16 protein-coding genes are annotated in these 25,288 nt (G+C 42.3%); 3 read left to right on the forward strand and 13 right to left on the reverse strand.

The features are described from left to right. Positions 1 to 13 precede the first annotated feature (13 nt). The 11 genes from NST45_RS11865 to NST45_RS11915 all read right to left on the reverse strand — a co-directional run bounded on the left by NST45_RS11865 (position 14) and on the right by NST45_RS11915 (position 15,854). Positions 14 to 973, reverse strand: a complete 960-nt coding sequence (locus tag NST45_RS11865) for an ABC transporter permease subunit (RefSeq protein ID WP_051490977.1) — start codon at positions 971 to 973, stop codon at positions 14 to 16. 121 nt (positions 974 to 1,094) lie between these two features. Beyond that, on the reverse strand, positions 1,095 to 4,445 hold the full coding sequence (locus NST45_RS11870; protein WP_076141242.1) for a glycoside hydrolase family 9 protein: 3,351 nt from the start codon (positions 4,443 to 4,445) through the stop codon (positions 1,095 to 1,097). Between the two features lie 227 nt (positions 4,446 to 4,672). Further along, entirely contained in the window at positions 4,673 to 6,415 is a 1,743-nt protein-coding gene (locus NST45_RS11875; protein WP_036677205.1) for an extracellular solute-binding protein, read from the reverse strand. Positions 6,416 to 6,423: 8 nt separating this feature from the next. After that, positions 6,424 to 8,088: a response regulator gene (locus NST45_RS11880; RefSeq protein ID WP_141118475.1), complete on the reverse strand. Its 1,665-nt coding sequence runs from the start codon at positions 8,086 to 8,088 to the stop codon at positions 6,424 to 6,426. Further along, complete coding sequence (locus NST45_RS11885; protein WP_076141241.1) at positions 8,004 to 9,746, reverse strand: histidine kinase; 1,743 nt, start codon at positions 9,744 to 9,746, stop codon at positions 8,004 to 8,006. Before NST45_RS11885 ends, NST45_RS11880 begins: the two co-directional genes overlap by 85 nt. A gap of 142 nt (positions 9,747 to 9,888) precedes the next feature. Further along, positions 9,889 to 11,100 (reverse strand): FAD-dependent monooxygenase, encoded by a 1,212-nt coding sequence (locus NST45_RS11890; RefSeq protein WP_076105740.1) that lies wholly within the window; start codon positions 11,098 to 11,100, stop codon positions 9,889 to 9,891. Between the two features lie 5 nt (positions 11,101 to 11,105). Then, entirely contained in the window at positions 11,106 to 12,293 is a 1,188-nt protein-coding gene (locus NST45_RS11895; protein WP_249267689.1) for an MFS transporter, read from the reverse strand. Positions 12,294 to 12,366: 73 nt separating this feature from the next. Next, positions 12,367 to 12,930, reverse strand: coding sequence for a TetR/AcrR family transcriptional regulator (locus NST45_RS11900; RefSeq protein ID WP_076141240.1), 564 nt, complete (start codon positions 12,928 to 12,930; stop codon positions 12,367 to 12,369). 317 nt (positions 12,931 to 13,247) lie between these two features. Continuing rightward, a complete protein-coding gene (locus NST45_RS11905; protein WP_036677218.1) occupies positions 13,248 to 13,589 on the reverse strand; it encodes a helix-turn-helix domain-containing protein in 342 nt (113 codons plus the stop codon). 515 nt (positions 13,590 to 14,104) lie between these two features. After that, complete coding sequence (locus NST45_RS11910) at positions 14,105 to 14,962, reverse strand: hypothetical protein (protein WP_076141239.1); 858 nt, start codon at positions 14,960 to 14,962, stop codon at positions 14,105 to 14,107. A 136-nt stretch (positions 14,963 to 15,098) separates the two neighbouring features. Then, positions 15,099 to 15,854 carry a hypothetical protein gene (locus NST45_RS11915; RefSeq protein WP_143760444.1) on the reverse strand — a complete coding sequence of 252 codons (756 nt, stop codon included), beginning with the start codon at positions 15,852 to 15,854 and terminating at the stop codon, positions 15,099 to 15,101. A gap of 374 nt (positions 15,855 to 16,228) precedes the next feature. Between NST45_RS11915 and NST45_RS11920 the strand changes: the two genes are divergently transcribed. The 3 genes from NST45_RS11920 to NST45_RS11930 are packed head-to-tail and all read left to right on the forward strand — an operon-like array spanning position 16,229 to position 18,056. Further along, complete coding sequence (locus tag NST45_RS11920; protein ID WP_036677226.1) at positions 16,229 to 16,669, forward strand: BlaI/MecI/CopY family transcriptional regulator; 441 nt, start codon at positions 16,229 to 16,231, stop codon at positions 16,667 to 16,669. Beyond that, entirely contained in the window at positions 16,666 to 17,814 is a 1,149-nt protein-coding gene (locus tag NST45_RS11925) for a M56 family metallopeptidase (protein ID WP_036677228.1), read from the forward strand. The genes NST45_RS11920 and NST45_RS11925 overlap by 4 nt, the downstream gene beginning before the upstream one ends. Next, the gene (locus NST45_RS11930; RefSeq protein ID WP_036677231.1) at positions 17,811 to 18,056 is read left to right on the forward strand and encodes a hypothetical protein; all 246 of its coding nucleotides are present in this window, start codon (positions 17,811 to 17,813) and stop codon (positions 18,054 to 18,056) included. The genes NST45_RS11925 and NST45_RS11930 overlap by 4 nt, the downstream gene beginning before the upstream one ends. An 855-nt stretch (positions 18,057 to 18,911) precedes the next feature. Here the strand turns inward: NST45_RS11930 and NST45_RS11935 are convergent. Beyond that, a complete protein-coding gene (locus NST45_RS11935) occupies positions 18,912 to 23,837 on the reverse strand; it encodes an S-layer homology domain-containing protein (RefSeq protein ID WP_339825671.1) in 4,926 nt (1,641 codons plus the stop codon). Positions 23,838 to 23,862: 25 nt separating this feature from the next. Then, entirely contained in the window at positions 23,863 to 24,960 is a 1,098-nt protein-coding gene (locus tag NST45_RS11940) for a peptidyl-prolyl cis-trans isomerase (RefSeq protein ID WP_036677240.1), read from the reverse strand. Positions 24,961 to 25,288: the final 328 nt, after the last annotated feature.

Below are 25,288 nucleotides of genomic sequence, written 5' to 3' on the forward strand. Positions count from 1 at the left end.
AAGGGCTCCTCTCTTAGAACAGCGCGTTCTCGCGGTTAAAGCGGCGAACGACCCAATTAGATACAAAAACCAAGATGAAACCAACGACTGATTGGAACAGGCCTGCTGCTGAGGAAAGTCCGATATCCCCAACGGTCAGGAAGGTGCGGTAGACATAGGTATCGATAACGTTTGTCACAGGGAACAATGCCCCCGATTCACGTGGCACTTGGAAGAATAGGCCAAAGTCGGCATTGAAGATCCGGCCAACCTGCAGCAAAGTCATAATCGTGAGGACAGGCATGATCAAGGGAATCGTGATTTTCTTGATCTGTTGCCACTTGTTTGCCCCATCAATTGTCGCGGCTTCGTAGTACTCCTCGTCGATACCAATGATTGCTGCCATATACACAACCGTGTAGTACCCCATGTTCTTCCACGTGTTAATGATCGGCAAAACGATCGGCCACACTTCTTTCGTGAAGTACCAGCGTACGGAATCAAGACCAAGCGCCGGCAGCAACGTGCCGTTGAAGTATCCTCGCTCGTCGCTCATGAACCCATACACTAAGTACGAGATGACGATCATCGACAGGAAGTATGGCAGGAACATGATCGTTTGGTGTAGCTTCGAGAGGAAGCGGTTCTTCATCTCATTAAGCATCAAGGCGAACCCTAGAGGAAGCGCCATGTTCAATACAATAAACAGCGAATTATAAAGCAATGTGTTGCGAATGATGATGTACGAATCCTTCGAGGCAAACAGGTATTCGAAATTTTTCATCCCTGTCCAGGGGCTTCCCAGGATACCGTCCTGGTAATTGATTGTTTTAAAGGCAATAACGATCCCGAACAAAGGGATGTAGTTATTTATTACAAGCAGAACGATTCCCGGCAGCATCATTGCGTAGAACATCCAGTAAGTACGAATATTCTTCACGATGGAAAAATTACGTACAGTACGTATTGGTTTCCTATTTGTAGGAAGCGGCATAGCTTTCAATAGAGTTGTTGCACTCCTTTCACTGTCTTACACACTCCCCACACCGTTGTTTAGGCGGTAATGGGGAGTTCAGGTTTTCACTATTGAGCCGTAACGTCAATTGTGACGTTACTTATTGAGGTTCTGTTCCCCACTGAAGAGCGCCTGCGATATAGCCAGTTGTATGGCTCCAATCGATGTAAGTCGAATCGGTCGGATCGAAGGAGTAATCTCCCGTCTGCGTGTAGTTCGTCCAATCGGTCTTGTTCACGCGGATCTGAAGCTCAATGCTGGCTCCAGCTGCCAAACTTCCGGCTCCGCTCGTAAAGCCGATTTCCAGATAATGATCAGATCCTGTCAAAGGAGCCGGCAACTTGACGAAGTCGCCAGTTACGTTGCTACTGCCGACAGTGGACCAATCGCACCAGAAATTCTGGTCCTTCTCCCCATCGATCGTGTAATAATAATGAAGCTTCACGTCGGACAGATTGATGGCAGTGGTACCGGTGTTCTTCAGCTTTATCCGAGGGCTCAACGAATTGCTCGTTGCCGTAACAGGAGAATTGTACTGCTGCACTTTGATAGAACCACTTTCGGCAGTGGGGGTATCGACCACGGAGACCTCAAGATTCGCACTTACTCCTGCGCTAAAGTTGAACGTCAGCGTTGTTGTTCCCACCGGTTGGGCAGCCAGATATGCCTTCTGAATCGTCACTGTCGTGCCTGATACGGTGTAGTCCGTACCAGCAACTAGGGCAGTCGTGCCATTATTAATGCCGATGAGTGTGTTATCGTTCAGCGTCAAGGTCACCGGAATGTCGGTCTGATTCGCGGGTTGCTTGTCAAAGGCAGCGGTCGTCGGACTGATCGTCGAGTTAATAACCGACGAATCGTTCACAGCAACGGATAGCGTAGCAGATGAACCGGCGTTAAACAGGAAAGTGAGGTTGACCGTGCCGATTGGCTGCTGCGCGAGATAGCTCTTGTGTAGAGTGACCGTGTTACCCGAAACGGTATAGTCTGTGTCCACAACCAGAGATGTCGTACCGTTCTTAATGTCGGTGAGCGTGTTGCCGTTCAACGTTAGGGTCACCGGAATATCAGCTTGATTTGCGGTTTTCTTATCAAAGGCAGCAGTCGTTGGATTAATGGTCGAGTTGCTGCTATTTCCGGTTGCGAATGCGGCAATGAATACCAACCCTGAATTCCAATAAACGGTATGTTCATTTGTAGTCCATTCTTGGAAGTTATCGGTATAGTTTTTGGCTGCAAATCTTGATATCTGGTTTCCTACAGTTATGTCGTTGGAGTATTTATTCGGTCCTCCGACCAGATATCCCTTAGGTACACCAGGTAAACCATCCGTTCTATACATGATGCTGAACGGATATTTCACGCTGTTATCGCCGTAACCTGATACAAAAGATACGCCTACCGGGTTCTGCCCCAGAATCCAGTCTAACTGGCTATTGTTAATCTCATTAATGATAGCGCGGTTGCTCTCAAAAGTTCCCAGCAATTTCGTACCGATGATCATTTCCATCGGTGTGTCCGCAACCTGCATGGTGATTCCCCAATAGTAGTTACCATCTTTTATGATGCTTTTCCAAGGGCTGTCGTTGTATCTGCTCACTTTGTCATTGAACCATTGCTGGAATTTATCCGAATACCAGCTTAAGACTCCAGAGTCCGGATTAGCGGCTTTCAGATAGCTGAAGAAGCCTGTATTCCAGGTGTTTGCCCAACCACTGGCGAAATCAAGGGTATCCTCAAAAAATATTCCCATATCAGTGTAATTCGCCAGAAAATAATCGTTGTATTCGGCATCGCCGGTCGATCGGTACAGAGAGCCAGCAGCCCACAGACGATTCGAAGCGTCATCCGTCACATCGTAAGGCCATCTGCCCGTGTTAGGCGTCCGAATATTTTCCGGATGTGCTTCCAGGTACCCCCATGCGTCTATTGCCGCATCCAAGCAACTTTGGGCAAAAGCCGGATCAATATTCTGATACATTAAGTAGGCATGTGCCAATACACCGGCTGCGGTAGCTGTATCGGCGGTCGTTTTGATATCAGTACGCGAGCTTACCGTATCCTTATCGATAATTTCTCTGTCTACCATATTGTCGTCATCCTGAAAGGTCACTCGCGCATAGAAACCGCCAGTTGCAGCATCCTGCATTTTGAGCATCCATTCCAGTTCCCATCTTGCCTCATCCAGGATGTCGGGAATGCCGTTTCCGCTCTCAGGAATATTAAATTGATTGTCCGTAAATTTCTCCGGCATCATTTCATAGGCCCAGAAGAGATCCGACAAGGCTTTGGCTCCTGCGTTAACGTACTTGCCTTTATCGCCCGCATCGTACCATCCCTTGGAAACATCTTTTTTGATGGAAGGATTGGACATTAAAGGCACTGCGGTGTCAGGAGTAAAATCTGTTCTTTGATAATTTTGAGTGTATGGGCTGGTAATATTAATCCCGGTTCTCTGGTAATAGAAGTATCTCGTTACGTCATTTAAAAAGGGTTCATAGATTTCGTTAGCTTCGCTGATAGTGAACTTGGGCGAATTCTGAAGACCCTGAACTGAAACATAATATTTTCCCGGAATCGTTAAATTTGTGAAATCGGCGGTAAAAATACGCTCCCCGCTGTCAATAGCATCATAATTCTTGGTGAGTACAAGCGTTCCGGAGTAAGCTGTGGAATTATTTGTGGCGTTAATAACGTTAAACGGAGTACCTGCATCGACCGTGAGCACATCCTCAAAACCGGTTACGAGCGCTTGCTTTACTCCATCTACGGGATAACCTAATTGATTGACCTTGATGGGTGCGTACTCTTTTTCCTTATCGGGAGACGTAACCCTAATGTCATTAAGCCAGACTTTTAAAGGTTGAAAACCATTATTCTTGATGGATAATGCATCTATGGAAGATACATCAATTCCTTGGGAGACCTGAATTAGATCCTTTAACGGGATCTTCACATGGGTCCAACTTGTAGTAATGCTGACGTAGTTGTTAATGTTTACTGTAGTGGTAATTTCATTGCCGGCAGCTCTTTCGAATACCCGGTCTTTGAAGCCCAGTAAAAAGGACTCTCCACCCGCATTTCCTTTGATATTAAACTCAAGGAATCCATTTGGATGATAAGAGGTAAAGTCATACGCTTTCCAGCCGGCAACCGTAATTAAAGCGTTGTACCAGGAAGGACTGGTAGGCGTCTTCGCATTCAACAATAATGAAGGCAATCCATTGTACATTGCTGTAGAATCTATGGGCAGCTTGCTGTTCTCCGTCTCCAATCCAAACCCGCTATCTCCTGCCCAGCCATCGGATATATTACTGAATATTTGGTAATCTAGTAAGTCTCTCCATCCTGCAGGCGCTTCGGGGGTTGCCGCATTAGTCTTGATCGGATTTGAAAAAAAGATAGTCACAAACATAGTTAATGCCAGAAACACGCTTACTTTTTTCCTCATTACCTCTCCTCCTAAAAAGTTTTGTGAGCATAAACTGCTTCGCTCCGCTTCAAACAAAACTCAGTTCGAAAGTTTACACTTAGTTGTGAGAGTTACTCTATGATTAGCTTCGTATACCATCACCTCTTTTTATTGAAAACGCTTTCTAATAAAATCATTTTAATTCAATAAGTTAATCCTGTTATATAGAAGAAATAAAGGAACATAGAAGAAAACAAGCCACAATATTATGGCTTGTTTTCCATGTACCAATTATTTACTTCTCTCGTGATTACGTCGCCGCCATTCTTGTAAAATTGGGCTACGAACTCATCAAAGTAGGAGAGCGGCTTCTCGCTATAAATGATGCTCAGATAACTCTCCGTTGCGAGTTTCTGCAGGAACACTCCGTGTTTCTCCATCCCGTCCGTTAAAGGTCCGTGGTACCGGTTCGGGATTTCGAGTCCCTGCTCGGCAATCGCTACCCCAGCCGCCGTAAGTTGAGCCGAATTCAAACCTTTAATGGCTTGTTCGATCGGCGTCGTCACTATGGCTTCCGAATTTTCAGATAATTTTCTGATTGCATCCGCATTCATATAAGGCAAGGCTGGAGCGCCACCTGTCAGCGGATAGAGCATCCAGCGCATATCCATTGAAGACCCGTCCGCAAGCGGCCACTTATCATTCGGCACGCCTTCAGTCGCAAAATTGACAGTAATGACCTTGTCGTTCATGATCACATAATCGTAACCTTCGTGAAACCCTTGTGCGAATCGGGGATCGAAGTACGGATCATCCGGTCCGAAATTTTTGGCAAGCAACTTGTTATAATAAGCGAACCAGGCTTCCATATTCGTGAAATCCTTGCTGAACACCGTATAGATACCGTACAACGGCTTTTGTGCCTTGCCCTTTAACCCATCCGGTCCGGCAGGAACGGAATAAGCCTCCCAATCCGCTTCCGGGTCGACCTTCACTGTATCGCCGAGCGGCCAGGCTCCCATCCAAAACGGGCCGAACATGACACCAGCCATTCCGTTAACCGCCAGTTCGGACGCTTGGCTCGGGTCCTGCATGCCTGCATCTCTGTCCATGTAGCCCTTCGCCATCCAGGACGCCATCGTTTCCAGGTATTTCTTAGCATCCGGATGTACGGCGCCAAACATCAAGCTGCCCTTCTCGTCCTCATTCCAGAACAGTTTGATGTCAGACGTGCTAATCATCTGCCTTGAAAAAGCTCCGGCGATCGCATCTGTCTGCCCCATCCAGCTCCAGGGACCTTCCTTTAGCGGAACCGCCAGACCAACTTCGTCATCTTCACCATTCCCATTAGGATCTTGTTCAGAAAATGCCTTCAGCACGTTCTCCAACTCACTTATCGTCGTAGGCGGGTTCAGCGACAGTTTCTCAAGCCAATCCTTACGGATCCACATGACCGTTCCCTCATCTCCTGCACTAAAACGGGGAAGTCCATATATCTTGCCGTCTTTGGTCACTTCTGCCATAGTATAAGCGTACTTCTCGAGCGCTTCTTTTAGCTTAGGATGCGCATACTTCTCGATGGCATCATCCAGCGGAAGCAGCTTGTCGGCTTTCAGCAGATACTTCAGGATGTCTCCTTCAGCGCTAAGGGTGTCCGGCAGCTTGCCATTCACAGCCAGCGCCAGCCGAATTTTGGTATCTGCATCCTCGAACTTGCTGACAATCCAATCAAACTTCGTGACGATTCCCAGATTATCTTCCATCCAGCGGGTGTGCACGTTGTCTGTAAGGCTCTCATCTGGCTTGAATGCGTTAGGCCGATTCTCGTCCACGATTCCTGTTGTGATGGTTATAGGCGGATCGTATTTAAAGTCCCATACCGGCTTCGTTTCCCCATTGGATGTACTGTTCTGTGCCGTTTTCCCTGTGTTACTTAAACAGCCGGAAACTAGCAGTACTCCGCTCAGAACTGCCCATAGAAATCTGGCCTTTCTTTTTTGCTTCTTCACCGGCCCAATCACTCCATTCCCGATCGGTATCTATCCCTGAATTCCTGCGGTGTCACCTGATAATAGTCACGGAATTTCCGAATAAACCAGTTGGTATTGGGATAGCCAATACTTTCACCAATATGGTAGATTTTATTATTTGTATGCTTGAGCACCTCGCAGGCTTTGAGCATACGCTGCTCGTAAATATATTGGGATACGGTAGTGCCTGTACACTGCTTAAAGATTTTTGACAGATGGTTAGGATGTACGAAGACGCGTTTGGCCAGCAAAGTAAGTGATAAGTCCTTGTCCAGCTCTTTCTGGATGTAGAGTTGCGTCTTCCGGACGATCACCTGGCTGTGGTCCTCGGTCTCCTCCCCTAGCTTATCGCGAAGTGTGCGTAGTAAGTCGAGCGCCCAGCTTTCCAGCTGCGACGCGTGCAGCATCGCTTTTCCTTTAACGAAAGCCGATTGCTCAGGAGTGAGCATTTGGGCCAGCGTCCTGCCACTGCGATTCGCGATATACTGGAAGGCATTGGAGAGAAAGAAAAAGACGTCGCGCATGAGGTTAGGTGAACCCGTATGCAATAGCGGTGACACGAACGCTCGGATCTTAGCTTCCGCCGCTTCCCATTGCTCCGTTTCCAAAAGATGTGTCAGCAGAGGCGTTTCATACAGCTTGCGCATAAGACGCGCTTCCTCTTCATTCCGCTCTGGCACCTGCCCACCCGAAAAACCGTCACTATCTAATCGCGATTTAGCTGTCATATAACTAGCTTGCAGTCCTTCCGGGAATAGACAGTCGGTTTCCCCTACAGAAATTTTACCTTTAAGCAAACTCTGTACTTCTTGCTTTAATCGCTCTATCCGCTCAAGCACCCATTCCGGATCGGGTGGTGCTCCTGACAGGTCGTATACCAAAGCGAGCAGGTTTCCTTCATCATCCGCCGCCGACCAGCAGTCATAGCGGTCCATCAGCAATTCTTCCAGCATGTTTGTTACCGCGAACCGGATCAGTGACTGCGAATAGAGGTCTTGTCCATCGAAGGGGGAACCCAATCGGACCAGGCACATCGAGACATGACCTGGTATCGGAAGAGGGAGGTCAAACAGCTTTAACTTCTCTGCAAGCGCCTTGCTATTCAGATTTCCGCTGAGCACTTTGAGCAACAACCCTGCTTTCAGTTCTGCACTATTGTCTCGGTAGATACGGAAGCCCTGTTCGATTGATCGCTCCTGCTCAAGCTGCTTAATGATCCGGCCCATTGCCGTAAGTAGCTGCTCGTCCTTCGCGGGCTTCATCAGGTAATCGAGCGCTTGCAGCTCAATCGCTTTTCGGGCGTAATCGAAGTCCGCATAACCTGTGAGCAGCAGGCACTTCAGCCCTGGAATACGAAGCCTGGCCTGTTCGATCAGTTCCAGGCCGTTCATGCGCGGCATACGGATATCCGTCATAAGGATGTCAATGGGGAAGGTGTCTATCAGAGCAAGTGCCTCGCTCGCGCTGTAAGCCTTCCAAACGCGGGAGATACCAAGTGTCGCCCATGGAATTGTATCTGCCAGACTGTCCGCATAATGTTTCTCGTCATCAACTACAAGCAGGCTATTCATTGCTCTTCCTCCTTCGTTTCGTCTTTCATCCCAAGTCTCCAAATCAGCCTCACGTTTAGCCCCCCCAGTCTGGACGGGCAAAACTCAATTTGAGCGTCTGAACCGAAGTTGCCTTGCAGTCTTTGATATACGTTCCAAAGACCGCAGCCTGCATATTCGCTGGCCGGAATATGAAGCTCCATTTGCAGTTGGTCCATCCGTTCTTTATTTAATCCTTTTCCGTTATCCTCCACTTCCAAGTGCAATTGGTCTTCATTGACGTAAACTCTAATTTCAACCCGGCCTGGATATTCGACGTTCTCAAGTCCATGCACGATCGCATTCTCCACGATCGGTTGGATAAGAAGCCGGGGAATTCGCAGCTCCGCCAACTCTTCAGGCAGTTCGATGCTGTAGGACAGCGTCTCATTGCGAAGCCGAAGAATCTCGAGGTGAATGCGCACGAACGCCAGTTCTTCCCCCAGGCTGACTCCTTGATTATCCATTCGCGTCGTATACCGGTAATAGTCGGCCAGATGATACGCCATGTCTATGACAGCCCGATTCTTTCCCATCTTGGTCATATTAATGATGAAACCTAAACAATTGTACAGAAAATGAGGATGAATCTGTGCTTGTAGCTGTTTTAGCGTAGCATCGCGCGCAAGGATACGCGATTGTAGGACATTCTCGATGAGATCTTGGATCTGCGTCGCCATCTCGTTAAAGTTCTGCATCAGGAACGTGAATTCATTGTTTGATTTCTTCGGCAGGCGGTAGGCGTAATCGCCTTCCTTAATCCGCTGCACCGCACGCACAAGTTGAAAGATAGGCCGATGTACGTTCCAGTACAAGGCAGACGCGGCGGTAATACAGGATAGGAGCAAAATAATCGAAGAAGCTCCAAACAATAACCGCTGTTGCTTGATAGGTCCGATAATCTGGTTAAGTGGAACAGAATCGACGAGATGCCACTCAAGAATATTGGAATAATAATAGGTAATCAGATAAGGCCTGCCGTCGAAGGAATGAATTAAAAAACTTGAATCCCGGCTATTGATCCTGTCGCCTAATTCCGTGATAATTTGGTCCATCTTGGGCCCATCTGCGGACCGGCTGGCGATGATGGCATGTCCTTCTTTGTAAAAAAACGGGTTGTCAGAGTGACCAGATTTGTAGGTATCAAGCAAATTTTCGAAGCTCCACTTGTAGAGGTTAATGCGAACGGCAACATCCAGATCGTCCGGACGGGCTGGTTTGTAACCCGTAGTGACATAAGTTCGAGTAAAACCGGAGCCAATCTCCAAATCTTCGCTGTAGCTCCACCCTAGCGAAAATCGGCTTTCAAACTCTTTAAGGTCATATTCATAGGAGGGGGAAGAAGAAATACTATCGTCTCGTTGCGGGAAATAGACGGTTACGTCATTGCGCCAGTTGCCCGATGCGCTGGCCAGCGACAGCTTCTCTTGGATCAGCAGCCTTGTTTTCATTAGGGAATAATCGCTCATGTTGAGGTTGTAAAGGTACTCCAGCACGTTCGTGTCAACGAGCATAGGTGCGGAGACTAAGTCGAACTTCTCAATGCTGGCATCCAGTTGTGCCACGAAAAGCTCCATCCGGTTCAGGCTGGCTTTGATAAGCTCCTCCTGTATGACGTTGATGCTCTTAGAGGTAGAATAATAGTACAGCGCCACAACCGGAGTTAGCAGAATCAGCAATAACACTAACATTTTCTGAAAAATATTAAATTTGATCCGCATGGGATTTCCATCCTTGTTTTGTAATTACACCTCAACCTGTATTTTACAATGGATAGAAAGCGTTTTCTATACAAATTCTTTGCGTTTCAACAAATTAAAATAACCTCATTCCCAATGAACTCTACTTAGGAATGAGGCTTCGTTAAAATTTAAAGGCATTATCAACCGTTATTTTAGGACTCCCCAAAAAGAATCTCCGCATTAAATATCTAGCGATCCTGCTATTTCCCATCAGTTTCATGCACGCTAGCGAGAAGTTTTTAATCCCTTTAGGGGATTTAACGATCATGCTGATTATCAACTGTTGAGCAAAATGCACTAAACGAATTTCCCGATTACGAATGGACTGCAAACGATCTAAACGCTTGTATTCATGATTTGGCTCTAATTTTGATGTAACAATAAGTTCAGCTGTGACCAGCGCTGTTTCAAAAGCCAAGGACAATCCGATAGCTCCGAGTGGAGAAGAACAATGTGCAGCATCACCGATTAGAATACAACCCTTATCATGCCAATTGTCCACCATAAAAGTCTCTGATTGGATAGAAACGAACGATTTGAAATCACTGATTTTTTCAATGTCTTCTTCAAGCTCAGGAAAGGCCTTTATGAATTCAAGCTTTAATGGTTCGATGCCTTTTCTTTTTATGGTATTCCATTGGTCTTTCTTCATTGTAAAACCTATTTGCACACAATCAGAGGAATAAGGAAGCCCTATGAAGTTACTAAAATCAGACAATCTGAAAAGGAGTTTTTGATTTAGCTTGAACTCATTAGTCGATATTTTGCACCAGATTAAATCAAAATCTTCTTTTTTATACTTAAAAGAAAAATCGCTTGTCTTCCTAACCGTGGACATCCGTCCATCCGCTCCGACTACTAAAGAAGCATGGATCTCAGTCATTTGTCCATCTACTAAGGCGTTTACCCCGACTGTTCGATTTGTACTTTTAATAGTTGAAGTGACCTTAGCGTTAAAAATGAGCTCAAAATTAGTATAATCCTTTGCTAGATCGTAAAGAAAAGTTAACAGGACGGATTGTTTTATTTTAATTGCGTAAGGTGCCTCCGGCATTTCTTTTTCATAATCAATTTGAGTGATATATTTCTTATTATTCCATATTTCGGAATTAAATAATTTTATATGCTCATACTTTTCAAGACACTGTTCCAGGTTCAGCTCTTTCATGAGCCTTACAAATCGAGGCTGGAGAACTTCTCCTCTAAACTTGCGATTAAAGCTTGTTTGACTTTCCAGTACGGTAACTCTAATTCCGTTTTTGGCTAACAGCAGCCCTAGAAAGAGGCCAGAAGGTCCACCACCAACAATGCAAATCTCCGTTTCTTTAATCATTCCTATCACTCTGTGGGTAAAGAAGCAGCCCGTTCATTTTTTACTGCGGGTTCCCTAGCCGATAATCTAAGAAAAAGAGAGATTAAAAAACCTAATAAAAGAATAGAACCTAATATAGTAAAGGATAACGAATAATTTTCTGTTTTTAATAATTTCAAAGCTAATATCGGGCCTGTGCTAGCGCCTAGGAATAGAATAAATGCATTGAATGAAATAGCAGACCCTCTTGCATTTCCCCCTAATTGACTGACAATTGAGATGATAACGGGAGTTACCAGCGCGATACCAGCCACAAATACAACGCTCATTAGGACAAGAAGTGGCAGGTTCGTGCTAAAACCTAGAGCAAGCAACCCAATTGCAGCTAAAGCTAAGCCTCCCCTTAGAACAGCGGCCATTCCAAGTTTTTGAGCAATTCTTCCGGAAAAGGGTGCTAAAAGCATCCCCGCGATTCCAAATGCACGAATATAAAGGATATCCTGTGAGGAAAGTCCAAACTTAGCTGAGCTTAAATAACTTCCCAAAACAGTGTACATGCCAACTAAAGTTAATAGAAGCATAAAGGTTATCGCAAAAGCCAAAAGCAATTGTGATTGTTTTAGCAGAATTGTCATTTGTTTAAACTTCCGCAGAACATTTTCTTTCGGTCTTAGCATTTCATCTTTAGGAAGGAACCTTATTACAATCACTGAAGTAATACCATACACAATCCCCAAAATAAAGAAAATAGCACGCCAGCCAAGAGCTTCGTTAACAATCCCACTAAAAACCTGGCCTACTATGCCTGCCATTAACAGTCCTGAGCTTATAAATCCAACGGCTGTTAATCTTTTATGAGGCGGAAACATTTCCCCTGCATACACTAGCGCAATAGGTGCAAATGCAGCAGCCACTAGGCCTTGCACTCCTCTGAGCATAATAAGCCCGTAAAAACTATCCACAAATCCTAGCGCAAGCGTAACTACGGTTAACCCAATAATGCTGGCTACTAAAAATACTTTACGTCCATACCTGTCTGAGAAAGGTCCATACAAAAGACAGCCCAGCGCATAACAAAGAGAAAATGAACTCCCAATCCAAGCCGCCTCACTCGGGCTAATCTGGAAGGCATGCGAAAACACTTCGGATAATGGAATTGTAATATACATGCTAGTTAGAATAACTAAACCACACCAAAATAAAATAATCGTCATTAATGAATAGTTCTTATTGTAATTCTGAACGTCTATCGTCTGATTCATAAAGTGAATATCCCCCGGTTTACTATTAATTTGCAACAGTGATGCCTTCCAAGACATGGATCAACAAATCGTTTATGTAATCCGCATCCGGAATTTTTTTATAGATGAGAATTTGAAAGTAAATGGGACCATAAAGCAGATCTAAAGTTATATCCAGGTTAATTGTTGACTTCAATTCTCCCTTATCTATGTCTGCTTGGAGTAATTGTTTGGCTTCATTTCTTTTAGTCATTAAAAACAATACGTAAAAATCTTTCGCGATTTCTTCGCTCTCTGTAACTATAGTTAAAGTGGATTTCCCGATTTTGCTATTGAGGATACGAGCTAAAGCTTCAAGCTGTTGTTTAAAGTTAACCTCAATGGATTTATTGCTATCAAATTCAAACTCTGATTCTACGGTCATTAGAAAAGCGTCCAATACAAGACGTGCTTTATTTTCCCACCATCTATAGATGGTTGTTTTACCTACTCCAGCTTGTGCTGCAATCGCCTCAATCGTTAATGATGAATAACTGTTGGATTCTAACATTTCAATGGTTGCAGTAAGAATCTCCTTTTTACTTCGAGGTTCTTTGTTTTTCCCTTTCATATTCATTTCACCTCCTAGATGTTATTTATTAAAAGTATGTAATTATAGAACGATACGTATCGTTCCACTGTTACATTATCTTATATCATTTTCATCAAATTTAAAATAGCTAATTTGAGAATTATTATTTTCTGGATTTAGGCATGCGTTAGATGACTAAACATAACTTGTGCATACAAAAACTAACGCTTCGGAATGGTCCGAAGCGTTAGTTTTTGTGGATATTTGCAATTTAGGATTTGATGACTAGTCCAGATACATCATTCCACTGATGATGGCTAAAACTTGAGCTACATCTGTTATCGGTGCAATATCCTTTAAAATTCTTTCCTTTGTTGGATAGATTCTTTTATCCAATCATTTAAAACGGATGTACTAACAAAAATTTCATCTCCGATTTTAATAATGGGAAACAACACACCGGTATATGCACCTTGTGTTTTCAACATTGTTTCTTCTGTAGTAATAATCTTGCGCACTTGAGATTCAGTGATGTTTAAATATTTAGCAGTTTCTTTAAGTGTCATTAATGGTTTATTTGAATATTCATTGTTAATTGTTGGACTTATAGATGACTGACTGCCTTTGATAATAAAACAACCAGTAATGATTGCAATTCCTAAAATTATTGAACTAATAACGTTACTAAGATTTTTCATAGATATTCCCCCGCTTATTTAGTTCTTGTAATTTTTGCAGCTAATAAACTTCTTAATTTTATTTAGTTTGCTACCTTTAATAGAAACTTGTTCGTTTTTTCAATAAAGCACCATTTCTAATTCTTATTGTAATACATCAGGAAAAGATGAGTGTTGTACTTAGTTACATATTACTCCTCAATTTTATTCGACACACCACATATTTTCAGCTGCTCTCATTTTAAAGTGAAATAACTAAAACGTTCAGCAAATCATTAGACCCATGAAGATTGTGATAAAAGTCAAGCAAAGGGAACGCGATCGTTACAAAGTTGCATCTGGAGAGAAGTGCCGCTTATCATACTTCCATCGTAAAACACTCTGGATTAAACGAAAAATGTGCATATTACTATTCATTGTTTCTTTTCTTTTAGATTCTATATTAGCATTTAATACTTTTAGTATAAGCAACTATTACAAATCATCTTCATGAAATAATTACTTATCTCCTATTTTTATATTAATAATATATTTTTCTAAAAATTAAAAAAACTTATTGGTGTAAATGGTGCTAAACTTTGTTCTTTATTATTATAAAGAAGTTTTATTTCTGGTTGAAAAACTATATTCTCCTTTTTCTTAATAATATAATTACATTTAATTTCATAAACTTTCAGTTCTTTTAAAATTTTTTTATCAACTTTATTTCTGAATTCTTCCTTAATTTCTTCCTCTGCATATATATCTGGATTAACTTCTACAGTAACAATTTCAATAAAACTCTTTACTTCTTTCGGATAAATTAATTCTGCTTTTATATCACTAGTAATAATATGATTTGAATCTAATATCTTATACGAGTATGAATACTCTTTATTTAGTGCTGTTACATTTTTAGGGGATATCGGAGATTCCATTACGGAAATTCCATTTTCCTCACCAGAATAAAATTGTAAATATACTGGACTAATATTTTTTTTAAAGGTTTTACTTCCTAGTTTTATTTTGATTTTATCAAAACCCAATTTTTCTAAACCTAATATCCTATCAGAATTTAACCTTATAGAAAATCCTTCTACTAAAAAATTCTGGTCAGTCAATTCCCATTCTATATCGTCTGGGCTAAATTCAATTTCATCCTTTTTTTCATTGGATAAAGTTATTGTTATATCCGATTTATTTAATTTTTCAAAAGTATCTTTTTTTAAATTTGATGTTGATCCAAATAGCAGCAATGACGAACCATTATTTTCTGAATGTTTTATATTGATCGTATATATCCCAACTGCTTGGTTGAATTCTAGCTTATTTAGTATATTACTAATGCTATTAGATTCACACCCAAATACTATTAATAGAAGAGCTACTTCAATCAAAAACATTATTTTTTTCAAATAGTGTCAATTCCCTTCCAGTTATACAGATATAAAAAAGGAGTGAATAGTATGTATCCACTCCTTTTTTACATTAACTAAACTCTTAAACTCTCAAACCTATTTCTGCTGTTATAACTCATCTTTAATATCAAATCTATAGAGCAACCTGCTGTAATGCGTAATATTGGTCATGTGCTTCAGTAAAAGCGCTGCCTGCATATTTAACACCTAACTTAGTAACATCATAAGTATACTGTTCTTGGTAATATCTTAAAATAATCCTACCTTTGTATCCTTTAGTAGTTGGGTACGAAATAGTCTGTGTCGTTGTGAATGCAGCACTTGAACCGATCGTTCCTGAAATATTGGTTTTTAAAAACGCTACGTCCACTCCACCACCACCCGTAACTGAAGCAGTGACAGTTGTGGTTACTCCTTTCGAAACTGAAACAGTACCAGGATAAGCAACGTAATCTGAGACTGGCTTAAATAAATTATAACTTATAGGCTTACTTACATTAGAAAGTGTGTATGTCGCTCTTGCCAAATAATTTGTTGCATCGGGTTCATTCGGCGTAATTGTTTCCAGTTCTGGTGTAAAGCTGCGCTTGGTTGAATAGTCACCGATATATGTTTCAATTGCACCTGGTTCATTTAAAGTAATTGTATCCTGTTCGGATTTAAAGATACTCTCGGATGCATAGTCACCGATATAAGTTTCAGTTGCGCCGGCTTCATTTACAGTAATTGTATCCTGATATTCTGATGCTGCAAAAGCGGTTGTGCTTAGACCAAAACAAAAAGAGCATGCAAGCAGCATTGTAAAAACTTTCCTAGTTTTTTGTGTTCTTACAGCTCCACCCCTTTTTTTTAAACCACCTATCTTAGTACAGTTTTTTTCATATCGCATCAAAGTCACCCTTTCGAATTTATGGAATTTTTCGTTAAAATGTGTTATCCAAATAATAGTTATTTACATCATCAACAATTTAGTTTCAAAAAATATCACAAGAAAAAAGTAACAACAATTGTACTTATTAATAAATCAATATGACCACCCACCTTCATATGAATAAAAATAAAGACATGTATGTACTTTTAACATTAACGCTTAACATTTAATGTGTATGGATAAATTACCATTTAAATCATTATTTTGTCAACGATAATTTAATAGATACCATTATTCTCTTAATTATTAATATAAAGTAAAAATCAACGGTTGATATAACGTGAAAATCGATCTATAATTTTAAGATACTATATTATACTGGGGGAACCTTTATGTCCTATACAAAATTGACTAATCGGGAATTAGAAATCATGCATATTTTATGGAAGGAACCCCACCCTCTTACCGCGACAAATATTTTTGAGAAAATCGAGGAGAAATTTAGTATATACAGCATACAAAACGCCTTACAATCGTTACTTACTAAAAATGCAATTGAAGTTGCAGCTTATACAAAGGTTTTTAAAACAACTGCAAGAAAGTACAGACCTATTATCACTACAAATGATTATGCAGTTATGCAATTTGCTCAATATTACTCAACGGATGATGCTCAAACTGGTATTACAGAATTAATCTCAACATTATTTAAGTTCGAGGATGAAAATATTGATATACACACGATTGATAGATTAGAAAAGTTAATAAAAGCGAAAAAAACAGAGCTTGAACAAACGAAACTGACGCAAAAAAATGGGGAGGTCGATAGATGATAACCATTTGGAGTATACAAACTACTCTATTAGTAAGTAGTTTGTTTATTTGCTTATATTGCCTTATAACTAAAAAATCATCTACTATTAGTAAAGTTGGTGTTCCGGTTTTATCCCTATTGCTGTTACTTATTACAATCAGATTACTTGTTCCAATAGAAATACCTTTTGCTCATACTATCGAATTACCAAAATTCCTACCCATAATAAATGATTTTTTTAATTTTTCTATTTATTCATTCAGCGATCAAATAAAGATTAACTTATATCTTTTTTTGGGTGTTATTTGGTTATCGGGAACACTCATAAGTATTAGTCGGATTTTTCAAAGGTACTCTAATTTGTGTAAATTAATAATGACGTGTTCTATCAAGAAAAATATAAACTCTGAACTTTTAAGTGTCCTCCAGAAGGAAATTAAAATACCTAAAAATTTAAAGTTAATTGAAACCTCATTGACTTCAGTTCCCATGATGTATGGTTTTTTTAGACCCACAATTGTTTTTCCAGTACATAATTTTACTGATCAAGAGGAATATTTTATTATTCGGCATGAATTGCATCACTATTTTAATAAAGATAATTGGATTAAAACTATCATTGAACTGTTATGTGCTTTTTATTGGTGGAATCCTTTTGTATATCAATTGCGTAACCAAGTGGATAGAATTTTGGAAATAAAAAATGATCTTACCATAACAAAAAATTGGGAGGAATATAAACGGCTTAATTACCTCGAATTTCTTGTGAATACCTATAAAAACTCTATAAAATCTAAATATATGCCCTTTACTATGGACCTTATTGATAAAAACAGATCTACTTTCATGAACCGCTTTGAGCTACTGTTATCAAACAATAAACCTAAAGAATCATGGTTAAGGTTTTCAACCACGAGTATATTAGCCTTATCATGCTTTGTGTCTACATTATTTTTTGTTGTACAACCACGATATTCTTTTCCAGATAATTACGCTAGCACAGCTATTGATATAACGCCTGATACAGCTTACATAATAAAAAACAAGGATGGTACTTTTGATATTTATCTCAATAAATTAGGTTATTTCACTACCATACAAGAGATTAATCCGTTTTACGATAAGTTACCTATCATAAAAATGAAAGAGGACGATATTAAATGAAGAACCAGAAGATTTTCAAGAGGATCATTGGAAGTATTATAATCATTGCTTTTTTTAGTAATTTTTTGAGTGTACATATAGAAGCTAGTTCATATACAACACCACTCGAACAAAGTGACTTTAAAATATTTGCAGACGTACTGGAAAATAAGATAGTACTTATTGACGGTAAATGGTATGAAATCGTATTTAATAGAACTACGGGGAAGATCATTAGTAAAAAAGAAATTAAGCGGAATTAGATTATCTGCACGAATATAATTTTCTGAAAAATGATAAATGAGCTAAAAAAACCTTAAGATGCACGAGCTACCAAAGTCAAAAATTAAAGCGAGACCGTACTTCAATATAGAGAGTACGGTCTCGCTTTTTCAATATAAATTAAGATCATGGATAAACAATACCTAGCAATTTCACAGAAAAGTGTGGCTACACTAGCTGCGCGGCTCGGGTAATTTATCCACTAGAATTGTAAGGTCAACAACATCGGATAGTTCAGTTAGCGAGCTACAATTCCCTTCAGAATAATTACCTTTGAAGGGAATTTTGTAATAGATACGCTTTAATACCATTCACAGACGAAAAACGAAAATGGTTTTATTCTGTGTTTTACCACTAATCATTAATTATATTATAGTGTCTCAGTTCACAATCTTCCATTTATTACCAGATTATATTTTTGCTCCGTTGTATAGGAGTCACATTCATCATTAGTGATATTCGCTTCGAAGAAGTTATCGTACTCTATGACTGTAGCATCCAAGTAAGAAGCAACCTCAGCATCACAATAAATTCACTAGTAACACTGCCTCCATCCAAAGACTCGACCAAAGGGCTGGTTCGTCCAACCCAACGATCCTTAATAACAGAAATAAGTGGCTGAATAGCGTCCTGTGATTAGTGTGATAAATGCTATTCTTCCATGTTTACCACTCCTTACTTCAAAAGATATTTATTAATAATTGTAGCTGTTAATGGATACATGTGAAAGGAAACAACATTTTTAATTATTAGATCTTTCGCCACCTATTAATAAACACTTTGTAAGCAAAAAGAGCTGGAGCCAAGTGAACTTGGCTCCAGCTCTTCTCTGGTGCTTACAATTCCATTACTCTGTAAATTAAAGCAGCGGCTTCTGCACGTGTGGTCAGGCTCAGTGGTCTGAAGGTACCGTCGGTATAACCGTTGACAATTCCTGTCTCCCGCATGTACTCAACCGCATCCATCGCGTAAGAACCGATTTGATTCTCATCGGCAAAAGTTGCTGCCTTGCCGGAGATATCCGACTGGAGAGCAGTTAAGCTCAGAGCGCGAAACAGAATAACAGCCATTTCTTGGCGGGAGATAGGTTCTTTTGCGGCAAATACGCCTTCGCTACGTCCGTTAACAAGCTTTAGCGCCTGAGCTGTTGAGACAGCTTGGTAATACCAAGCATTTGAACTCACATCTTTGAAAGTACTGCTACTCTCGGCTTGAAGTTCTAGCGCTGATACTAACAGCTGAACAAATTCCGCTCTTGTAATTTGCCGGGCAGGCTCGAATTTGCCCCCGCCTGTGCCATGAATAAGATCACGGGAAGCCAAAGCTTCCAAGATGACTGTGGAGCCTGAATCAACATCAGAGAAGTGGATATTTGCATTAGCTGCAGCATAGAGTCCAAAATCACTTGATGTAAACGTAATTTTTCCAGTACCTGATACGTATTTGGAGTTTTTGACCACTTTGGCCACTCCCTCTCCGGTAACAGAGTAGACGATGGCTTTATGTGCGACCTCGTCAGGGGTTAATTTATATCCAAATGATACCTTCATTGCCGCAGAAGGGCTTAATGTTTCTTTGGACTTGCCGTCTACCGTCATTGAGATCCGGAACAAAGCATGCGTTTTCCATTTCTCTTTTAAGGCAACTGGAAGGGTTGACGCATCAACAAAATGGATAGATAGCTCCAACTGCCGGGCACCCTCTGGAATATTCTCACCTAAAGTGTTAATTGGAAGTGTTATTGTGGCAGCACCTGCTTTTACAGTTAGGGAAGTAACATTATCTTTTAGTTCGGGAATGGGCACTTGAAAAGCCACACCGCTGGCAGTCGCATCCTCTTCAGCAAGCTCAAGTACTAAAGCTCCATCTTGCACTCCCTTCATCGCTTTTTGGAGTTCTCCTGTGGGAAGCTGTGCAATTTTCATTCCTTCAGCACCGGGTGAACCCTGAATGCGAATACGGCCCGCTGAAATTATATTCACTGGATTAACTATTTTTCCTCCACTACTTTCATTTGTGTTGCCACTATTATTGCTGCCGGACGAATTGCCGGTCGTATCTGTTCCCCCACCTTCTTCACTCCGCACTACATTCAAAGTGTAGGTCTTAGTTGTTATGCCGTTCGCAGCGGTAACTTTAACATCGATTCTGTTATCTCCTACCTTAAGCTCACTTCCACCTGTTACCGTCAATTTGGCTTCTGCATCTGAAGGTGTCCCAGTTACAGCCACCGCTGTCTTGGAAAAGGGCACATTTATTTTATAGTTCAGTTTCTTACGGTCAAACTCAGGGATGTCTGTACCGTCCATTCTCAAAACGCTCAAATCGGCATTATCACTCAGCGGTGTCTCTTCTTCACCTTCTACGTTCATAAACTGGAAGGTGCGGAAAAGTGAGGCGTCCTTCGCAGCGCCAATGCCTGATCCCCATTCAATATATCCTTTTCGACCCGCGCCATCATTATCGTTAACCAGCATGGAGAAGCTTAAGATATCGCTCGCCGCTGGACGGATCGGGCTTATTTCGCTCCAAGGTAGTGCCAGAGCATATGATGTAACCTTGGTCGCCTCATCTCTGGCCACACTTAAAGTTCCCTTAGTCAACACTCCGGTAGCTGCACCTTTCATGGACAGCCAGCGATATATTTGCGGCCCCTCTGGTGTTTGCGAGATTCCGTATTCATACCAGGATTGACTATCGCCCGGGACACCGGGAGCAAGACTGAACTGAATACTGTCATTTTGCCAAATATTAATCCCGGCAGCATTATGGCTGAATACATCATCGCGGATATCGGCGGTCAAATAAATGTGTTCTTCATCCCAGCGTAGCTGCGCTGTTCCACTAAGATCATCCGCACCCTTATATCCGTTGAGCAAAGGGGTTCCGTCCGCAAGATCAATCAGAGCGGGACTTCGTGTATCGGACTGATGCTGCATCCGGTTAATATCTATGTTTTGCTTGAGGTGAACTGTCTCATAACCTTCAAGGTCAACTGTCAACTCAAGAGGATATTTAACCCCTTCAGAGAATCCCGGCAGTGGAATTGAATAAGTAAATCCACTATTTGGGGCAATTTCAGACAATTGCGATTCACTACCGCTGATCTGACCAGTCTCTTCCCCTAGGGTCCAGGAAATCTTTTTAATTCTCAGAGGATCCACACTGGAACTGTTCGTAAATTGAAGTTGCAGCGACATGCCGCCGTTATTACCATCTGTAATATGAGGAGCAATTTTTAAACCTTGAAAATATAGTCGCAGATCATCTACAGGGGCTTCTGGAAGCGTAGCAGGATCAAGTCCGGGTCCATTATAAGCTCCAATATTCGGTGGAGTTGCTGCTGAAACGGGATTGCCCCAGTAGTCCCGTCCCCCGTTGTCTGCAATGATGGTACCGGCCCCAAGAGCAGGAGACCCCTCCCTCAGCTTGTAACCGTCCACTGTATTCCAGCCAATTCCGCCGGTGCCCTGAGCAACTAAGAGTGGATTTGCTGTGATAGGATTGGTATTTTCCGGCTCGCTTACTGGATGGTTGCCATATAATAGATTATGATCGAAGCTACCGTTCACCCCTGGCAGATTATAACCTCCTTGACCAAGGTTGTAGACCAGATTGTTTCTAAAAGAATATGGAGCGTTAATATTTCCTGCGTCATCCCATTCATGATCGATAATTTTGGTGTTTTGCCCAGCTCCGATATAGATAGTATTGTTATAGATTTGTGTATCTGGCGTAACCCCGCCTGCAAAATTAAACGTATGCGTTAGATCATTCTGGCTGATGTTGTATCTGACTACATTGTTAGAGGAGCCTGTCAGCACTCCCGGAGTCAAACGGGCATCGACAAAAAGCATGAATCCGCCTTTGTTGCCATGGCTGTAATTATATTGAACCACACTGTCCATCGTATCGATATCCAGATTGAAGCCCTGACCATCTCCCTCTGGTTTGTTCGTGTTAAAAGACTCATTGAACTGGACGATATTATTCTTGCCGCGAGTCGGCCAAATTGCGGCAGAGCCGTTAAACTCGCCTTCTTCGGAATAATTTCCGCCTTCCTCCGCTATGTTATGCTCAATCACCGCTCCATCCGCACCGAAGGTGAGAATACCGTCGCTGTCGGCTTGTTTGACATAATTTCCACGGATCGTAACATTGACCGTAGCATAGTCTGCTCCGTTAAAACGCTGATCCCATACCACAATACCGGTCCGGCCTATCCGTTCCACTGTATTGCCCTCGATCCATACCCCATCGAACTTGTCCGTGCCCGTCGTTCCGCCCACATATACGGAGATACCTCCAAACGCATGCGGGCCACCTTCGGCTCCGGAAACCGTCGGATAACGGAAACTGCTTGATACATCATGGACATAGTTATCCTGAATGCGGATATTACTTAATGTTCCTCCATTAGCATCCTCCACCATAATACCTTCCCGGTAAACAGTTCCCCTCTCGGAAGCATAATTAGTGACCTCAAGATCCCGAATCACCCAGTTCGAGGCGTTACGTAGGTATACAGCTGCTCCGGCCATGCCTCCACCGTTGATAATCGGTTTGCTTCCATTCCCATAGGCAGATATTGTAATCGGTTCTTCATCTGTGCCGCTGCCCTTAGGATATAATTGTTCGTTCCAGATTCCACCCTTCTTTAACAAAATACGATCCCCAGCTTCAAAGGTAGTCTGATTCACTACAGAGAAGGTCTTCCAGGCAGTCTCCGGTGTTTTTCCATCGTTGTTGTCGCTGCCTGCAAATGAATCCACATAATATTCTCCGTCTCCACCGCTGCTCCCTCCATCTCCAGGCAAGCGGTTGGATAAGGTGACCGATCCTAGTTGCATCAGCCAGGGTGCGGAATCACCGCTAAGCTCGATTTTTAAATAATGAATGCCGGAAGGAATCCCTTGTGCCGGACTATAATTCATCCCAGTCCAAGCCGCATCACCAGTGGCCTGTGGAGGTTCATGAACAGCAGAAAGTTCTGTCCAAGTGGATGCATCCGCCGAACCATAGAACTTGATAGTCCCGCTAGACCCGGCAAAGGAATGCATGCGGGTTGTGAAATGTTGCAGATTATGCAAATGGTACACGAGTGATTCTGCTGAGTCTGCTGTTCTCACCGCACGAGAATGATCTCCACCAAAAAAAGCGGGATTGCTTGTATCTAAAGACCAATTTGTACTGTGTGCATAAAGCTGTGCAATGTCGTCAAGCTCATCAACAATCGTTTGTGGTGCAAGCGACACATTGGAGAGCGTAAGGTGCCCAAGCTGCATCAGCCAGGTATCGAGGTCACCACTGACTTCAATTTTGAGATAATTGACACCATCCGGCAGCGCCCCCGAGGGTGTATATACTGTTCCGTACCAGCCAGAACCGGTTGCCGTGGGACTGTCGTTGATGGCTGGAAGCTCCGTCCAGATATCTGCATCTGGCGATCCGTAGAACTTGATAACAGCCGTGGAACCAGAGAAATAATACGCTTGAAGCGTAAACGACTGAACTCCAGTCAAAGGGTAAATGGCATAGCCAGTCTCCGTGGAGGTTCTGACCAGCCGGGCTGCATCTCCTTCGAAAAACTGAGGATTACTACTGTCAATTAGCCAGTTCTCGGACCTGTGTTCCGCTGCCGGAAGGGTTGAGAAATCATCGGCATTCGTCTCTTCAGCATGGGCAGAAACGCCCATTACAGGAAGCACCGCTGTGAAGATCAGCACCATTATAAGCAGTGATTTTGCGAGTTTTTTGAACATTATTGTATTATTCCCCCTTGAACATTTATTGGATGGTATGGTTTGCGAGATCTTCAGCCATCGGGTAATTCCATTCCACGACAGCTTCGGACAGCTTTTCGTCCACAATGGATCTATACTTCTGCTGCGCCAAATTCAGTGCGATGGCATCCTTCACATGATCGAACGGCTGAATAGCTGCATCATCTGCCGACAGGCAGTAAAGTAGGTGGATAGCCCCATTTTCAGTAATCAAACCGCTAAACTCTCCCGGCACCAGTTGCTCTGCGGTAAGCAATACCTTTGGATTTTCCAGAGCTGCTGTTCGACGTGAAGCACTTGTTATTTTCACCTCGCCAACGTTTACGCCAAACTCCTTTGCCTGGCCTTGGAAGCCTGTGCCTGAAGAATCTGTTGCTGCTGTCGCTGTTGCTATTGCATGGAGCTTTTCCATTCTTTCTAAGGCTTTTTGCTGATCTTTGTACTCTGTTTCTGGGCCAAAGGGAAGCGTTGCCCATTCCAGACGAATCGTTCCCGGCAGAGAATATTTCGCAATTAGATTTGCTTCATATTCCAATTTCACCTGTTCGTCTGAAATCACGATACTTCCGTTACTGCGCATGGCCTCAATCGTGGCATCCTCAAGGTTGCTCATGTAATAACTGAAATAGGCCTGCGTCTCCAGATGAAGAGGACCATATACCACCTCCTTATTCGCTGCTGCCTGACTCCGCCGATTATTCTCGCGCTCCATCTCCTTGAGAAAACCTTCAAAACTGATATCCGTTACGACTCCTGCTTCTTGAGCAAGCTGTAGCTCCATCCGCTTCGTCAAAAGCTGAGTTTGAGCTGTATTGATCCATTTCTGCATTGGATTTTCGCCGGAATAGTAGGCAGACCAGAAGTCTATTGAATAGTCGGCGTTGTAAGTTTGTTTAAAATAATCAACAATCAGTGCCCGATTCATTTGAAGATGCCAGTTGAACTCCGCTGCTGTGGCCTCCTGCCCGTTAAGGGTCAGAAGCATTTCTTCTGCTTGTGGAGCTTGCATATTCTTCGCACCAATCAGCAGCAGGCTTCCTGCTAACAGAGCGGTCAGAATAACGATTAGCTGATTTCTTTTGGAATGAAGTTTTAGAGTCATAAGTTATTTCCTCCTCTCTCATCCTCGATGTTAAGCGCTTTCATTCTCTTCGATATTAGACATGTTTACGTTGAAATAACAGGCGGGAAAGCTGCGAAATGGTTTGCCATTTCACGATTTGACCGTAAAGCCCAGTTTTCGCCCTATAAAAAAATGCTGTCGGAGAATAGAGAAGTTACGTATTCGAACGTGGAATGTTGTACAATGTGCAGGAATTCAGCGCGTTTGTCGGGAGTGAGCAGCAGCTTGTTGTATATCAAGCATGATTTCCATGCAATTACGGGATCGGAGTGATTTATAGAAAAGTCGATTTGCATTCATCACTGAT

It is taken from the genome of Paenibacillus sp. FSL R7-0163 (assembly GCF_037969975.1).
GTDB classification, from domain to species: domain Bacteria; phylum Bacillota; class Bacilli; order Paenibacillales; family Paenibacillaceae; genus Paenibacillus_AQ; species Paenibacillus_AQ odorifer.

Bases quoted from the DNA above. Each gene is read 5' to 3' on its own strand.
- NST45_RS11865 (WP_051490977.1), bottom strand. From the start codon at position 973: ATGCCGCTTCCTACAAATAGGAAACCAATACGTACTGTACGTAATTTT.
- NST45_RS11870 (WP_076141242.1), bottom strand. From the start codon at position 4,445: ATGAGGAAAAAAGTAAGCGTGTTTCTGGCATTAACTATGTTTGTGACT.
- NST45_RS11885 (WP_076141241.1), bottom strand. From the start codon at position 9,746: ATGCGGATCAAATTTAATATTTTTCAGAAAATGTTAGTGTTATTGCTG.
- NST45_RS11890 (WP_076105740.1), bottom strand. From the start codon at position 11,100: ATGATTAAAGAAACGGAGATTTGCATTGTTGGTGGTGGACCTTCTGGC.
- NST45_RS11895 (WP_249267689.1), bottom strand. From the start codon at position 12,293: ATGACGATTATTTTATTTTGGTGTGGTTTAGTTATTCTAACTAGCATG.
- NST45_RS11900 (WP_076141240.1), bottom strand. From the start codon at position 12,930: ATGAAAGGGAAAAACAAAGAACCTCGAAGTAAAAAGGAGATTCTTACT.
- NST45_RS11905 (WP_036677218.1), bottom strand. From the start codon at position 13,589: ATGAAAAATCTTAGTAACGTTATTAGTTCAATAATTTTAGGAATTGCA.
- NST45_RS11915 (WP_143760444.1), bottom strand. From the start codon at position 15,854: ATGCGATATGAAAAAAACTGTACTAAGATAGGTGGTTTAAAAAAAAGG.
- NST45_RS11920 (WP_036677226.1), top strand. From the start codon at position 16,229: ATGTCCTATACAAAATTGACTAATCGGGAATTAGAAATCATGCATATT.
- NST45_RS11925 (WP_036677228.1), top strand. From the start codon at position 16,666: ATGATAACCATTTGGAGTATACAAACTACTCTATTAGTAAGTAGTTTG.
- NST45_RS11930 (WP_036677231.1), top strand. From the start codon at position 17,811: ATGAAGAACCAGAAGATTTTCAAGAGGATCATTGGAAGTATTATAATC.
- NST45_RS11935 (WP_339825671.1), bottom strand. From the start codon at position 23,837: ATGTTCAAAAAACTCGCAAAATCACTGCTTATAATGGTGCTGATCTTC.
- NST45_RS11940 (WP_036677240.1), bottom strand. From the start codon at position 24,960: ATGACTCTAAAACTTCATTCCAAAAGAAATCAGCTAATCGTTATTCTG.